At 65.7% G+C, this 13,905-nt stretch carries 13 protein-coding genes and 2 tRNA genes; 4 read left to right on the top strand and 11 right to left on the bottom strand.

The features are described 5' to 3' along the window. Nucleotides 1-173 precede the first annotated feature (173 nt). Nucleotides 174-258, bottom strand: a tRNA-Tyr gene (locus L1787_RS01595). Between the two features lie 70 nt (nucleotides 259-328). Here L1787_RS01595 and L1787_RS01590 point away from each other — a divergent pair. After that, nucleotides 329-1,072, top strand: coding sequence for a TrmH family RNA methyltransferase (locus L1787_RS01590; RefSeq protein WP_235706728.1), 744 nt, complete (start codon nucleotides 329-331; stop codon nucleotides 1,070-1,072). A 115-nt stretch (nucleotides 1,073-1,187) separates the two neighbouring features. Here L1787_RS01590 and L1787_RS01585 read toward each other — a convergent pair whose 3' ends face one another. Next, nucleotides 1,188-1,577, bottom strand: coding sequence for a BA14K family protein (locus L1787_RS01585; RefSeq protein WP_235706727.1), 390 nt, complete (start codon nucleotides 1,575-1,577; stop codon nucleotides 1,188-1,190). Nucleotides 1,578-1,685: 108 nt separating this feature from the next. Between L1787_RS01585 and L1787_RS01580 the strand changes: the two genes are divergently transcribed. After that, nucleotides 1,686-1,761: transfer RNA gene (locus tag L1787_RS01580), tRNA-Thr, on the top strand. A gap of 108 nt (nucleotides 1,762-1,869) precedes the next feature. Here the strand turns inward: L1787_RS01580 and L1787_RS01575 are convergent. Both L1787_RS01575 and L1787_RS01570 read right to left on the bottom strand, forming a co-directional pair. Further along, nucleotides 1,870-2,181, bottom strand: a complete 312-nt coding sequence (locus L1787_RS01575; RefSeq protein ID WP_235706726.1) for a HigA family addiction module antitoxin — start codon at nucleotides 2,179-2,181, stop codon at nucleotides 1,870-1,872. Between the two features lie 11 nt (nucleotides 2,182-2,192). After that, nucleotides 2,193-2,474, bottom strand: coding sequence for a type II toxin-antitoxin system RelE/ParE family toxin (locus tag L1787_RS01570; RefSeq protein WP_235706725.1), 282 nt, complete (start codon nucleotides 2,472-2,474; stop codon nucleotides 2,193-2,195). A gap of 353 nt (nucleotides 2,475-2,827) precedes the next feature. On the opposite strand from L1787_RS01570, the gene L1787_RS01565 reads away from it, so the two are divergent. Next, nucleotides 2,828-4,432: an arylsulfatase gene (locus L1787_RS01565; protein ID WP_235706724.1), complete on the top strand. Its 1,605-nt coding sequence runs from the start codon at nucleotides 2,828-2,830 to the stop codon at nucleotides 4,430-4,432. A 71-nt stretch (nucleotides 4,433-4,503) separates the two neighbouring features. After that, nucleotides 4,504-6,438 (top strand): cytochrome c3 family protein, encoded by a 1,935-nt coding sequence (locus L1787_RS01560; RefSeq protein WP_235706723.1) that lies wholly within the window; start codon nucleotides 4,504-4,506, stop codon nucleotides 6,436-6,438. A gap of 44 nt (nucleotides 6,439-6,482) precedes the next feature. On the opposite strand, the gene L1787_RS01555 is transcribed toward L1787_RS01560, so the two are convergent. The 7 genes from L1787_RS01555 to L1787_RS01525 form a co-directional block, all read right to left on the bottom strand. After that, nucleotides 6,483-7,658: a DSD1 family PLP-dependent enzyme gene (locus L1787_RS01555; RefSeq protein WP_235706722.1), complete on the bottom strand. Its 1,176-nt coding sequence runs from the start codon at nucleotides 7,656-7,658 to the stop codon at nucleotides 6,483-6,485. 6 nt (nucleotides 7,659-7,664) lie between these two features. Further along, nucleotides 7,665-8,669 (bottom strand): SIS domain-containing protein, encoded by a 1,005-nt coding sequence (locus tag L1787_RS01550; protein ID WP_235706721.1) that lies wholly within the window; start codon nucleotides 8,667-8,669, stop codon nucleotides 7,665-7,667. Nucleotides 8,670-8,688: 19 nt separating this feature from the next. After that, complete coding sequence (locus L1787_RS01545) at nucleotides 8,689-9,648, bottom strand: N-acetylglucosamine kinase (RefSeq protein WP_235706720.1); 960 nt, start codon at nucleotides 9,646-9,648, stop codon at nucleotides 8,689-8,691. 2 nt (nucleotides 9,649-9,650) lie between these two features. After that, complete coding sequence (locus tag L1787_RS01540) at nucleotides 9,651-10,769, bottom strand: ABC transporter ATP-binding protein (RefSeq protein ID WP_235706719.1); 1,119 nt, start codon at nucleotides 10,767-10,769, stop codon at nucleotides 9,651-9,653. A gap of 18 nt (nucleotides 10,770-10,787) precedes the next feature. After that, nucleotides 10,788-11,657 (bottom strand): carbohydrate ABC transporter permease, encoded by an 870-nt coding sequence (locus L1787_RS01535; RefSeq protein WP_235706718.1) that lies wholly within the window; start codon nucleotides 11,655-11,657, stop codon nucleotides 10,788-10,790. Continuing rightward, nucleotides 11,654-12,541, bottom strand: a complete 888-nt coding sequence (locus tag L1787_RS01530; protein ID WP_235706717.1) for a carbohydrate ABC transporter permease — start codon at nucleotides 12,539-12,541, stop codon at nucleotides 11,654-11,656. Before L1787_RS01530 ends, L1787_RS01535 begins: the two co-directional genes overlap by 4 nt. 70 nt (nucleotides 12,542-12,611) lie before the next feature. After that, on the bottom strand, nucleotides 12,612-13,880 hold the full coding sequence (locus L1787_RS01525; protein WP_235706716.1) for an ABC transporter substrate-binding protein: 1,269 nt from the start codon (nucleotides 13,878-13,880) through the stop codon (nucleotides 12,612-12,614). Nucleotides 13,881-13,905 lie beyond the last annotated feature (25 nt).

Here is a 13,905-nt window from a genome sequence, read left to right as displayed (position 1 = left end):
ATCGAACCGATCTGCCGGGCGAGGCCCGAACGGCGTCACCCACGCGATCGGAACCGTCCTCAGGAACGGCGGAAGACCGCCGACGGAGCGCGAACGAAGCGCCGCGACCAGGCTGATTCGCCGGGGGCGATGACGTTGCGGATTGTGTGGAGTTCGACTTTGGGGGAAAGGGTTGGTGGAGGGGGTTGGATTCGAACCAACGTAGGCATAGCCAGCGGATTTACAGTCCGCCCCCTTTAGCCACTCGGGCACCCCTCCGGGCCGTTTCGAAGCGGCGTGATAAAAGGGGTTGGACGCGAAGTCAACGATCGGACGGAAATCTCACCACATGGATGACAATGAGCCCTACTGGCTGTTCGGACTGCACGCGGTACGGGCCGCCCTCGCCAACGAGCGACGGACCGTTCACCGTTTCGTCGCGACGCCGAACGCGATGCGGCGCCTCGAGCCGCTGCCGCTGAAGCCGGCGGTGGAGAAAATCGACGTCAGGGCCCTCAACAAGCTCCTCGGCGCCGATGCCGTCCACCAGGGCGCGGCGATCTATGTGTCGCCTTTGCCGATGCTCGAGATCGAGGCGTTGCGCGAGGCGCGATGCGTCCTCCTCCTCGATCACATCACCGATCCGCACAATGTCGGCGCGATCCTGCGCTCCGCAGCCGCCTTCCGCGCCGATGCGGTGGTCACGACAAAGCGTCACAGCGCCTCGGAGAGCGGGGTTCTCGCGAAATCGGCGTCCGGTGCGCTCGATCTCGTCGACATCGCCGTCGTCACCAATCTGAGCCGCGCGATCGAGACACTGAGAGGCTACGGCTTCCGCGTCGCAGCGCTCGACAGCGAGGCCGCGGTGCCGCTCGGCGGGCTCGAGCCGGCGGAGCGCTGGGCCTTCGTTCTGGGGGCGGAGGGCAAGGGCGTGCGGCCAGGCGTCGCCGCCGCCTGCGACGTGACCGCCGCGATCGAGGTGCCGGGCGCACTCGCCTCGCTCAACGTGTCGAACGCGGCGGCGATCATGCTGTACGCGGCGAACGAGCGGCTTCTCACCACGCCACCGGGCGCGATCCCACGCACCGCCTGACGGACCGCGGACGCGACACGAAAACGCCGGCGCCGAATGGACGCCGGCGCCGAAATCTCATCGACCGATCGGGGCTCCGGGGCCGGCGTTGCAATGGCGCAACGCCGAGCAAAAATCAGAAGCACATCCTGACGCCATCGGGCGTTTGGACGGTTCCGGTGTTCGGATTGAAGCTCGGCCATTTGGAGGTGCAATAGCTGAACCAGGCCGGAGTCCAGGGTTCAGGCTTGGCGTAAAGGTACGCCTTGCCCATCGGAACGAGGAAATTGACGCGCGGGGAAATGGGGGCGGTGACGAACCACTCCCCCCGCCGAGGGGGGCGTTCGGAGCTGGTCGCCCACGGCTCTGACAGGCCATAATAGCGCGGCTGGCCACGCGAATCGTGCCCGCGCTGGACGGCATAAAGATCGGCGGCCACCGCCGGCGAAGGTGCAACAAAGGCGGTCGCCACACACATCACCGCAAGGGCGAGACACGCGACCACGACACAACGTCCGAGCACCATTCGCAACATCCTCCTCACTGTGGAAAAAACCCTGTCTCATTTGGCTGGCCAAGGCAATGCCGGAGCGTTGACGCCATCCCGTCCCGGCCTGATAAGGAGGCCTCCGGGGCCGGCTTAGCTCAGTTGGTAGAGCATCTGATTTGTAATCAGGGGGTCGGGGGTTCGAGTCCCTCAGCCGGCACCAATTATTTCAAGGGGTTAAGCCCTTGACCAATCCAACGCCGTGACGCGTTTTACAGCGTCCTTATCCATTTGGACGGACGACTCGGGATGTCGTCGATCCGTATCTGATTCACGCGCGTTCCAGCGTTGGGATCGCAGCGATGTCGACCTCGCGCTCCGCATGCCACTGGTCATAGGCGGCCTGCATCCGGAGCCACACGCCACCGCCATTCCCGAACAGCTTCCCGAGCCGTACGGCGACGTTCGCCGTGACCGGCTTCTTCTCGTCGAGAATGTCATAGAGATGCTGCCGCGAGATGCCGAGCATCCGAGCGATCTCGACTTTCGTCTTTCCAGCCGCCGGCAAAACGTCCTCGCGCAGGATCTCGCCAGGATGCGAAGGGCAACGGTCTTGATTGCGAATGGCAGTGTACTCAGTCATCGTCACGCTCCTCAGTGATACTGCTCGAAATCAACGCGGTAGGCGTCGCCGCCTTCGAACTCGAACGTCACGCACCACGGACCGTTGATGTGCACCGTGTAGCGCGCGGGGTCGGCCCCGTGCAGGGCGTGGAAGTCAAAACCCGGCAGGTTCATATCATCCGCCTTTAACGCAGCGTCGAGCTGGTCAAGACGACGAAGGATCCGATCGTGCAGGCGTTTGTCGATCTTACCAGTATTCCCCTTCTCCCAAAGGTCGCTAAGCGGTTTGGAGCGGAAGGTTTTGATCGCCATGAGCCGAATGTAAGCTATCAGCTGACATCCAGCAAGGGGGTCAAAGCACACGCATGTGCGATACGAAAAGCCCCGTCTTGCACGGACGCGCCCGGCTCGTGCCTCGGATGACCGGCGTCAGCCGCGCGGTCGCGCCGCGCGGTCTTCGCAGGCGGTGGCTCGCTTTGAGCAGATCATCGGCACACAGCGCGAGCGAAACTTGAGCCTTCTCCAATACTAAAAATATTTCTAAAAATTGCTCGAATTCGTGCCGCGATCACACAAGCTTAGGTTATTCTCCCCGGCGGCAATTACGCCACGACACGCCGCACAGAGGCGTGCATGACGCAATTTTCCAGCGGGAGGAGGCCTCGATGTTTGATCGGAACACAATCGCGATCGGGCTGGCTGCTCTATCGCTCGTCGCGTGGACCGGCGATGCCGTGGCGCAGACTGCGTCCGACGGACCGGGAAAACCGAATATCCTCGTTCTATGGGGCGACGATATCGGACAATCCAACATCTCTGCCTACACATTCGGGCTGCTCGGCTACAGAACGCCGAACATCGACCGAATCGCGAAAGACGGCATGATGTTCACCGACTATTATGGTGAGCAATCCTGCACCGCCGGTCGCTCGTCGTTCATCACCGGCCAATCGGTCTTCCGGACGGGGCTGTCGAAGGTCGGCCTTCCGGGCGCCGAGCTCGGCATGCGCATCGAAGACCCGACGATCGCCGGCCTTCTCAAAGGCGAAGGCTATGCGACCGGGCAATTCGGCAAGAACCATCTCGGCGATCGGGACGAACATCTGCCCACGAACCATGGGTTCGATGAATTTCTGGGCAACCTTTATCACCTGAACGCCGAGGAAGAGCCGGAGAACGAAGATTATCCGGCCGATCTCATGCTTCCAAACGGCCAAACCTTCATCGAGCGCTTCGGTCCGCGCGGTGTCCTTCACGCCATCGCGGGCGGAGAGATCGAAGACACGGGCCCCCTCACGCGCGAGCGCATGGAGGCCATCGACGACGAGACGGTCGACGCCGCGATCGACTTCATCGAGCGCAAGACCGGGGAGGGCACGCCCTGGTTCGTGTGGTGGAACGGCACACGAATGCATTTTCGCACGCACGTCTCGCCGGAGATGCGCCAGCGGGCGAACGACATCGCCGGACACCCCGTCGACGAATATAGCGCCGGGATGATCGAGCACGATCTGCACATCGGCCGCTTCCTCGACAAACTCGACGAACTCGGCATTTCCGACGATACGATCGTGTTCTACTCGACCGACAACGGGCCGCACATGAACACCTGGCCCGATGCCGGAATGACGCCCTTCTGGAGCGAAAAGAACACCAACTGGGAAGGCGGTTGGCGCGTGCCCGCGATGGTGCGCTGGCCGGACCATATCGAAGAGGGCGTGGTCAACAACCAGATCGTCCATCACATGGACTGGCTGCCGACCTTCCTCGCGATGGCCGGCAACGACCACGTGAAGGAAGACCTCCTCAACGGCGTGACCATCGACGCCCTTGGTCGCGACTATCGGGTTCACCTCGACGGCTACAACATCCTGCCGATGCTGACGGGTGAAACCGACGAAAGCCCCCGCATCGAGATCTTCTATTTCTCGGACGATGGCGACATGATGGCGCTTCGTCTGTGGGACTGGAAACTGGTCTTCCTCGAGCAGACCGCGTGGGCAACGCTACGGGCCTGGATGGAGCCGATGACGGAATTGCGCATTCCCTTGATCTTCAACCTCCGGCGCGATCCCTATGAGCGCTCCTATCGCACCTCCAACACCTATTATGACTGGCTGCTCGACCACGCCTATTTCCTCGTCCCGGCGCAGCAGGTCGTCGCCAAATTCCTCGACACCTTCAAGGAGTATCCGCCTCGGCAGAAGGCGGCTAGCTTCAGCCTCGATCAGGTCATGGAGAAGTTGAACTCCGCGCCGGCCGCCCAATAGGCCGCGCCAAGAACCGGCGTGCGCCCACCGCGCACGCCGCCCACGTGACCGCTTCTCACAAGGACGCCGATTTGCAATTCGCCCTCGCACCGCTGGTCCGACGTCTCTCCATGATCGTCGCGCTCCTCGCGGCGCCCGCGGCGGCACAGGATGCGACCGCACCCGCTTATGTCGGCTCGCAAGCCTGCGCCACGTGTCATGAGGAGGTCGCCGCGACGTGGGCGCCCTCCCACCATGCCCGCGCCTGGACGCCCCCCTCGCCGGAGACGATCGTCGCCGATTTCGACGGCACCCGCTTCGACGACGCCACGATGAGCGCCCGCTTTCGGATCGACCCCGACGGACGCTTCTTCGTCACCGTGACGGAGGCCGACGGCTCGGTGCGGGATTACCCGGTCCATTCCGTCGCCGGGATCGAACCGCTCCAGCAATATCTCCTCGAGACCGAGCCGGGGCGGCTCCAGAGCTTCGACGTCGTCTGGGACACCGAGCGCGGCGGATGGTTCCATCTCTACCCGGACCAGGGGCTCGCGCCGGGCAACGCCTTTCATTGGACCGGCCCCTACAAGACATGGAATGCGCGCTGCGCCGTCTGTCACGCGACGGGCTACGAGGCGAACTATGACGCGCAGACGGAGACCTACGCCTCGCGCCAGGCCGAGATCGGCGTCGGCTGCGAGGCATGCCACGGGCCGGGCGAAGCGCACATCGCGTGGACCAAGGGGACCGCGCCGCCGGCCGGGACCAATCCCTTCGGTCTCACGGCGGGCCGGATCACGAAGGATCTGGACGCCACCATCGACATGTGCGGCGGCTGCCATTCCCGCCGCCACGCATTCGACGATGCGAGCCCCCTCCCCGGTACGCCCTATGGCGACGCCTACGGTCTCTCACTGCTCGAGCCCGGCCTCTATCACGCGGACGGGCAGATCCTCGACGAGGTCTATGTCCTCGGCTCGTTACTTCAGTCGAAGATGGCGGCCAAGGGCGTGACCTGCGTCGACTGTCACGATCCGCACAGCGCCCGGCTGCGCGCGAGCGGCAATGCGGTCTGCACCCAATGCCACAACGAAGCGGGCAATCCGGCCTTCCCGACGCTCCGCCTCGCCGACTATGACAGCCCCGCCCACCACTTCCACACGCCCGACACAGCCGGCGCCGCGTGCAAGAACTGCCATATGGTCGAGCACGTCTATATGGGGAACGATTGGCGGGCCGATCATTCCTTCCGCATCCCGCGCCCGGACCTTGCGGCAATGACCGGCGCGCCGGACGCCTGCACCACCTGCCATCAGGACAGGGACGCGGCCTGGGCCGCGGCAGAGATCGCCGCCCGCTATCCCGATCCGCGCAATCGCGGTCCGCATTATGGCACGACGCTCGCCGCCGGGCGGTTCGACCCCATCGCCGCCGCGGCCGACCTGCGCGCTCTGATTGGCGACGACGCGGCTCCTGCGATCGTCCGCGCGACCGCGCTCGACATGCTGGGCCAGGTGGCCGACGCGACGCTCGCCGAAGACCTCGCCCGCTATCTCGATGCCGACGATCCGCTGATCCGCCGCGCCGCGGTCCCCGCCCAGGAACGCGCGCCGCCGACCGACGGCGTCCCGCGGCTCCTGTCGCTGCTGGCCGATCCCCTGCGCAGCGTCCGCGTCGAGACGGCGCGCGCGCTGCTCGGCGCCCCGATCGCACGCCTCCCACAAGTGGCGAGCGCCAATCTCGGCCGCGCGATGGGAGAGTGGCGCGCGATGCTCGCCGCGCATCTCGATTTTCCGGAGACGCATCTGCAGCTCGCCGGGATGGCCTTTGCGATGCGCAACATCCCGGCCGCGCAAGCCGCGCTGCAAAAGGCGGTCGAGATGGACCCGCAACGCGTCGACGCGTGGTCGATGCTCGTCCGCATCGCCGCCGCGACCGAGGGCACGCAGGCCGCCATGGCCGTCCTCGCGGAGGCCGAGCGCCACAATCCGGGCGATCCGTCCCTCGCGGCTCTGCGCGGGCGTTGAGGGACCGAAACTAGGCCGGCGGACGGGGCTTCGCTGCGCCCGCCTCAATACAGCTTGCCGCGGGCCGACACCGGCCACAGCGCTTCGACGCGGCCGTCGCGGACGGCGACATAATGGTCGTAAAGGTTGCAGGTCGGGTCGCAATGGCCAGGGACGAGACGCAGCTGGTCGCCGACCTTGAGAGCGTTGGACGGATCCTTGATGACGCCGTGCTCGTCGGAGGCGACGGCATATTCGACATCGGTTCGGCCGAACACCGTCGGCAGCCCCGAATCCATCGCCAGCGCCTTGAGGCCCGCGTCGCACACGGCGCGATCGGCCACCGGATGCGACATCACGGAGGTGAAGACGAAAAGGGCGTTCTCCCACGTCCCCGCATCGAGCCGATGGCCCGCCTCGTCGAGGATCCGGCCGTAGCTCACGTCCATGAACGCGTAGGAACCGCACTGGAGCTCATTGTAGACGTCTGACGCCGATTCCAGCATGTAACTGCCGGTGCCGCCCCCGGAGACGAGCCGGGGCGCGAGGCCCGCCGCCGTCAACGCGTCGGCCACGGCTCGCGTCATCGCCTCGGATTTGGCGAAGGCGGCGACGCGCTCGGCGTGCGTTGCGAAGTGCTGCATCCGGCCCTGATAGGACTGGATGCCCTCGAAGGTGAGGCCCGGCGCGGCATCGACCGCCTTGGCGATCTCCACCGCCGCCTCGGGCGTCGCGACACCGCAGCGGCCGGAGCCACAATCGATCTCGACGAGGCAGCCGAGCGTCGTGCCGTTGCGCACGGCCGCCTCCGACAGCTCGGCGACGTTCGCGACATCATCGACGCAGACCGACACCGTGGCGCCGCGCTGGGGAAGCCGGGCGAGCCGGTCGAGCCGCTGCGCGCCGCGAACTTGGTTGGACACCAAGACGTCCGAGATGCCGCCCCGCACGAACGCCTCGGCCTCCGCCACCTTCTGGCAGCAGACGCCGACGGCGCCGCCCATGGCGATCTGGAGCTTCGCGACGTCGACCGACTTGTGCATCTTGCCGTGGGCGCGCAGGCGCATCCCGGTGCGGGCGAGATGCTCGCCCATGCGGACGATATTGCGCTCCAGCGCGTCGAGATCGACGAGGAGACACGGCGTCTGGATCTCGCTCTCGGCCATGCCCGGTTTCGCCGGAATGTCGTAGCCGACTTCGAGACCCTCGATCGGGTCGGTGTTGAACGCCGTGTCCATCATGTTCGCTCAGGCCGATTCGGGTTTGGGAACTTTCGTGTCCTTCATCTTATAGCGGAACTTCACGTCGGTCAGGCCCGCAGCGTCGGAAAGCTCCGCGGCGAGAAGCTGGGCGGTCTGAATGTCGACGATGCCCTGGGCGATGATGTCGTCCATGGCCGGCACATGGACCACGGTGAGCTTGTCCCCGTCTTCGACCGAGCCGTCGGTGGTCACGAGGAGGGTCGGGCAACCGATCTCGTCGAGATGGCGGGCGAGCTCGATCTCGCGCCCGGCGCCGAAGATCACGACTCCCGTGGTGGCGTCCATCGATTCCATCGGGCCATGCAGATAGTGACGCGTGTCGTAGGCCGAGGCCGGAATCCGCGAGGCCTCGCGGATGAGGAGCGACGCGCCGTCGGCGGTGCCGAGCTTTGCGCCGGCGCCCACGCAATCGATCGCACGGCGCGTCGCGAACAGGCGGCCGAGACGATCCATCTTCGCGGCGGCGGCGGCCTGCACCGTCTTCACCGCCGCCGGAAGGTTCGCCCAGTCGCCGCCGGAGACACCGCGCAGCTTGTCGTGGATGAGGCCGGCGACGAGGAGCGTCGCGGTGTAGCCGGTGGTCGACGGCGTCGCGTCGCTGCCATTGTTGAGACGAACGTGGAAATCGGCCGCCTCGGCGAGCGGGCTTTCCGGGTCGTTGGTGACGGCGATCCGCTTCGCGTTCGGCAGCTTCTGGAGCGCGGCGACGGTCTCGACGCTGCGTCCGCGATGGGACAGGCCGATCACCGCGTCCGCGAGATCGTAGCCGTGGGTCATGTCATCGGAGCGGACGGGGAAGGCGCGCCGGCCGCCCGCCTGGAACGCCCCGGCGGCGACGACGGCGGCGGCGAAGCTCGCCCCGATGCCGGTGATCGCGATGACCGGCCGGTCGAGCGCGGACAGATCCATGCCGGCGAGCTCGGCGCTCGCGGCTTCGAGGGTGTCGGCCAGCGATTCGCTCTGGCGCGCGACGGTGGAACGGTAACTCACGGAAGCATCCTTCTTTCGATCAAATCCGAAGCCCTTGGCGGACGCCGCCCGTGCCGGCCGTACCGGTCGAGGGGGCGATGAGGGAGGCGGCGAGATGGCAGGCGCCTTCGACGGGCTTGCCGCTGAAGAGGCGCGGAACGATCGCCCCCTCGCAGGTCACGGTGACCGCATCGGCGAAAGCCTGCCACAAGAGCGGCTGAGCGACGATCACGCTGCCGCCGGCGACCACGGTGTCGGCCGGTGCGCCGCGCGTCTGGAGATGGCGCACCAGCATCGCGAGCGCGGCGCCGCCTTCGCGGATCACCCGGTGCGCGAGCTCTGAGCCGCGATCGGCCGCCTGAAACACGATCTCGGCATGGCGCCCGACGGCGGTCGCACTGCCGAGCGCGGCGAGGACGGATCCGAGCCGCGGCACGTGCGGCACCTCGAGACCGTCGAACAACAGCTCGACGAGCGGCTCGTCGCGCGAGCCGCCGGCGTCGAAGTGCTGCGCGGCGGCGCGGGCGGCCTCCCGCACGAGGCTCGCGGCGCTGCCTTCATCGCCGATGATCCAGCCCCAGCCGCCGGCGACCATCATCTCCCCGCCCGCCTTGCGGCAGACGGCGATCGAGCCGGTCCCGGCGACGACGCCGATCTGGCCGTGAAGCCCGAGCGCGAGCGGCATCAATTCGGCGTCGTTGACGACCGAGATCGGCGTGCGCGTCCGCTCGACGAAGGCGGCGAGGAAAGCCTCGCACTCCGCCCCGTCATCGCATCCATGGGCGCCGACGCCGATCGCGGCCACCGGCGCCGCTTCGACGAAGCGGTCGACCATCGCGAGAAGGCGCGCAGCGTCCTCGCCCCACTCGCGGCAGCGCCATTCGACGCTCGGCACCACGAGATCCCGCTCGCCGTCGGGGCCGATCGCGCGCAAGTGCGTCTTCGTCCCGCCGATGTCGATGCCGACGATCAGCGGGCGCGTCGCTCCAGACTGCTCCATGATCAGGCCGCCGCGGTCCAAGCGGCCGGGCGAAGGCGGGCCCCATCCGGCCCGAACAGCAACGCACGCTTCATGTCGGGCACCACCCGCATCCGCCCCTCATGAGAATCGAGACCCCGCTCGGCGCGGGCGATGAGACGCGTTCCGTCCGGCAGATGGAGATGGACATACGTCACGTCGCCGAGCTCCTCGACGAGCACGACGTCGGCGTCGAGCACCACGGGGGCGTCGGTGGATTCGCCGTCGGCCAAGACCCGCATGTGTTCCGGCCGCACGCCGATCTCGACGGTCGCAACGGCACTGTCGAAGCCTGCGAAGGCGAGCGCGCCCTCGGCCGTTCCGCCGATCGCGGACAGACGGACGGTCGACGCGTCGGCGCCGGCGACCTTGGCGGGGATGAAATTCATGGTCGGCGAGCCCACGAAACCGGCGACGAAGCGGTTGTCCGGGTCGTCATAGAGGGTGAGCGGGCGGCCGGCCTGCTGCACCTTGCCGGCGTGCATCACGACCATCTTGTCGGCGAGCGTCATCGCCTCGACCTGATCGTGCGTCACGTAGATCATCGTCGTTCCGAGGCGGCGATGGAGGTCCATCAGCTCGGCCCGCATCCTGACGCGCAGCTCCGCGTCGAGGTTGGAGAGCGGCTCGTCGAACAGGAAGACTCGCGGCTCGCGCACGATCGCCCGGCCGATCGCGACGCGCTGCTTCTGTCCGCCGGAGAGCTGGCCCGGCCGGCGATCGAGCAGCGCCTCGAGACGCAAAATCCCCGCCGCCTCGTCGATCCGCGCGCGAATGAACGACTTCGCCTTGCGAGCCATGCGCAGGCCGAACGACATGTTCTGCGCGGTCGTCATGTGCGGATAGAGCGCGTAGGACTGGAACACCATCGCCGCGCCGCGTTGCGCGGGCTCCACGTCGTTGAGCACCTCGCCCTCGATCGCGATGGTGCCCGCCGTCACCTCTTCGAGGCCGGAGATCATCCGCAGGAGGGTCGATTTTCCGCAGCCGGACGGGCCGACGAACACGACGAACTCGCCGCGTTCGATGGACAGGTTCACGTCCTCCAGCACCTGGACGGGGCCGAAGGTCTTGGTGACCGAGTTGATGTCGAGAAAAGCCATTGTCTGTCCTGGTCGCCCTTAGCCCTTGGTTCCCGACATCGCGATGCCTTCGACGATGCGGCGCTGGAAGATCAGGAAGAAGATCAGCGGCGGTACGGCGGCGAGAAGGTTCGCCGTCATGACGACATCGACGGTTTGGTGGGAATAGGGCGAGTTGAAGAGGCCCACGACTTGCCCGACCGTGTACATGTGCGGGCTGGGGGCGACGATGAGGGGCCACATATAGTTGCCCCAGGTCTGCATGAACGTGAGAATCGCGAGCGTGATCAGCGCGTTGCGGCTGAGCGGCAGCACGACGTGCCAGTAGATCTGGAAGTGACTCGCCCCGTCGAGCCGGGCGGCCTCGATCATGTCGCGCGGGATCGAGCGCATGAACTGGACGAGCAGGAAGAACCCGAACGCCGACGCGAGACCCGGCACGACGAGACCTTGCATCGTGTTCAGCCAGCCGAGCTGGGCGGTCAGCAGATAGGTCGGGATGATCGTCACCGCCGCCGGCACCATCAGCGACAGCATGATGATCGCGAACAGAATCCGGCGGGCCGGAAAGTCGAACAGCGCGAACTCGAACGCCGCCATCGACCCGAACAGCAGAACGCCCGCAATGGTGAAGAGAGCGTAGAGCAGCGAGATCAGATAGGCGTGCAGATAGTCGGTCTCGGTGAAGATCATGTAGATCTTGTCGATCCCGTCCTGGAACGAGGTCGGATAGAGGCGCGGATTGATCGAAACCGGCTCGCCCGGATTGGAAAACACGACGTTGACCATCCACCAGACCGGCAGAATGGCGATCAACGCGATGAAGAACGCGAGCATCCAGCGCAGGACGGTCCAGACACGCACCTTGCGGCGGCGCGGGAGCGCCGGGGCGATTTCGGCGACGCTCATCGCGGGGCCCTCAGATTGCGAACGAGGAACATCAGCGCCGTCACGAAGACGATCGCGATGGTGAGGAGAAAGCCGTAGGCCGCGGCTTCGCCGAATTTCACCGCGCCGAACGCGCGACCCATCATGTCCATCACCGGGAAGAGCAACGCATTGCGCCGGCCGCCATAGGAGGTGAAGGAGGAGCCGGTGAGCAGCCACGGCTTGTCGAACACCTGCATCGCCGAGATCAGCCCGTAGGTGATGACGAAGAAGAGCACCGGCCCGAGCATCGGGATCGTCACGTAGACGACCTGCTGGAGCTTGTTGGCTCCGTCGAGTCGCGCCGCCTCGTAGAGTTCGGACGGAATATTCTTCAGGCCGGCCAGAATGATGACCATGTTGAACCCCGCCGAGATCCAGATATCGACGGCGATCAACGAATAGAGCATCGTGCTCGTGTCGTTCAGGAAGTTGATCGACTCGATGCCGAACCAACCGAGGATCATGTTGAGCAGGCCGAAATTGGGCGTGTAGATCCAGCGCCAGATCGTGGCGGCGAGAAAGGCCGGAAGCACCACCGGCAGAAAGTATGCGCCGCGAAAGAACGCGCCCCACGCGCCGGTAAAGCTGTCGACGAGCAACGCGAGACCGAAGGCCACCAAGATCCCGAGCGGAACCGTGATGATGATATAGGTGCCGAGGTTCCACATCGCGCGCTCGAAATCACGGGAGGACAGGATCCTCGCGTAATTGTCGAATCCGACGAAGGTCGCCGGCTTCACCGCATTCCAGTCATGGAAGCTGTAAAAGAGGCCGCTCCCGATCGGGTAGAGAAAGAAGACCGCGAACAGGATGACGAACGGCGCCACCATCAGATAATGCGGCAGGTGTCGGCGCGCTGGCATGCAGGTTCCTTGTTGGGAGCGGCCGGCGCCTGCCGGCCGCATCATCGTTGCAGGGACGATCGAGCGAGGATCAGCCTTCGAGGCAGTAATTCAGCTCGTCGATCATCTCCTTGGCGCCCTCTTCCGGGGTATATTCCCCGTCGGCCGTGGCCGAGGCGAAGTCGATGATGGTCGACAGGTAACAATTCGGCACCGTGTCGACGAAATAGGGCGGATGCGTCTGCAGCGCGTACTTCACGGATTCGACCGAGCGGGCGATCAGCGGAAGATCGGCGACCTCCGGGTCAGCCATCGCGGCGGCATTGGCGTTGTAGCGCGACAGAAGCTTCGCCCAGCGGACCATCTGCTGCTTTTCGGTGATAAAGGCCGCGAACTCGAACGCGATCTCCTGATTGTCGCCGGGCGCGACGCCGATGATCTCGTAGCTCTTGATCCCGCCATGATCGCCCTCGCGGACGCTCGGCAGCAGCACATAATCGTAATCGAGACCGTTCTCGGCCGCCTGGCGGTAGGTCGGATCCACCCACGGGCCGATCGCGTGATAGGCGAGCTGATTGGAGATGAAGAGATCCTTGGTCGCCTGATCGTTCCGGCTGGTGCCGCTGTTGACCGGCACCATGTCCACGAACATCTGCAGGACCTTGGTCATGACCTCGGGGTCGATCTTGGTCGTGCGGGTCTCCCAGTCGATGCCCCAATTGCTTTCGTCGCCGGCCATCGCATAGGTCGCAGCGATCGAGTTGAAGACCAGCGTCTGATCCGGGATCCCGTAGAAGCCGGCCTCTTTGATGGTCTTCATCTGGTCGAGCCACTCGTCCCACGTCGCGGGCGGCGTCGTGGTGTCGATGCCGGCCTTTTCGAGGACGGTGAGATTGCGGAAGAGGAGCGAGCCGAAGCCGGTATAAGGCAGGCAGTAGAGTTCGCCCGGATTCGGCATGCAGATGTTGAGCGCGTCCTCGTCGAACTGGGCGCGATACTCTTCCGGCATCGCCATCCACTGATCGTAAAGGTTCGACAGAGCGCCGACCGAGACGAGCTGCGCGCCGACGCCGGCCGCGTTCATGAAGACGTCCGGCAGCGTGCCGCTCGCGGCGCCGGCGACCTGACCGGCGGTGAGATCGTCGTCGCCCTTGCCGGTGATGTTGATCGTGACGCCGGGATGCTCGGCGATGAACTCGGAAATGAACTCTTGCTGGAGAGCGAGCGCGTCGCCCTGAGCGAAGTCGGAATAGACCCAGTATTCAAGCGTGACGTCCTGGGCGAGCGCTGGCGTGGCGACGCCCGCGGCGATCAGGGCCAACGCCGCGACGCCGGACTGCAGTCTCGTGCTCGTCTTCATCTCGTCTCCTATCAGTTCCACCCAC

This window comes from Acuticoccus kalidii (assembly GCF_021556395.1).
GTDB lineage: Bacteria > Pseudomonadota > Alphaproteobacteria > Rhizobiales > Amorphaceae > Acuticoccus > Acuticoccus kalidii.
Note: the sequence above shows the minus strand (reverse complement) of the source record. Positions and strands in the feature narration are given on the sequence as shown.

Excerpts from the sequence above, each read along its gene's own strand:
- L1787_RS01575 (WP_235706726.1), bottom strand. The coding sequence starts at position 2,181 with ATGACTGAGTACACTGCCATTCGCAATCAAGACCGTTGCCCTTCGCAT.
- L1787_RS01545 (WP_235706720.1), bottom strand. The coding sequence starts at position 9,648 with ATGGAGCAGTCTGGAGCGACGCGCCCGCTGATCGTCGGCATCGACATC.
- L1787_RS01570 (WP_235706725.1), bottom strand. The coding sequence starts at position 2,474 with ATGGCGATCAAAACCTTCCGCTCCAAACCGCTTAGCGACCTTTGGGAG.
- L1787_RS01540 (WP_235706719.1), bottom strand. The coding sequence starts at position 10,769 with ATGGCTTTTCTCGACATCAACTCGGTCACCAAGACCTTCGGCCCCGTC.
- L1787_RS01525 (WP_235706716.1), bottom strand. The coding sequence starts at position 13,880 with ATGAAGACGAGCACGAGACTGCAGTCCGGCGTCGCGGCGTTGGCCCTG.
- L1787_RS01535 (WP_235706718.1), bottom strand. The coding sequence starts at position 11,657 with ATGAGCGTCGCCGAAATCGCCCCGGCGCTCCCGCGCCGCCGCAAGGTG.
- L1787_RS01590 (WP_235706728.1), top strand. The coding sequence starts at position 329 with ATGGATGACAATGAGCCCTACTGGCTGTTCGGACTGCACGCGGTACGG.
- L1787_RS01555 (WP_235706722.1), bottom strand. The coding sequence starts at position 7,658 with ATGATGGACACGGCGTTCAACACCGACCCGATCGAGGGTCTCGAAGTC.
- L1787_RS01585 (WP_235706727.1), bottom strand. The coding sequence starts at position 1,577 with ATGGTGCTCGGACGTTGTGTCGTGGTCGCGTGTCTCGCCCTTGCGGTG.
- L1787_RS01565 (WP_235706724.1), top strand. The coding sequence starts at position 2,828 with ATGTTTGATCGGAACACAATCGCGATCGGGCTGGCTGCTCTATCGCTC.
- L1787_RS01530 (WP_235706717.1), bottom strand. The coding sequence starts at position 12,541 with ATGCCAGCGCGCCGACACCTGCCGCATTATCTGATGGTGGCGCCGTTC.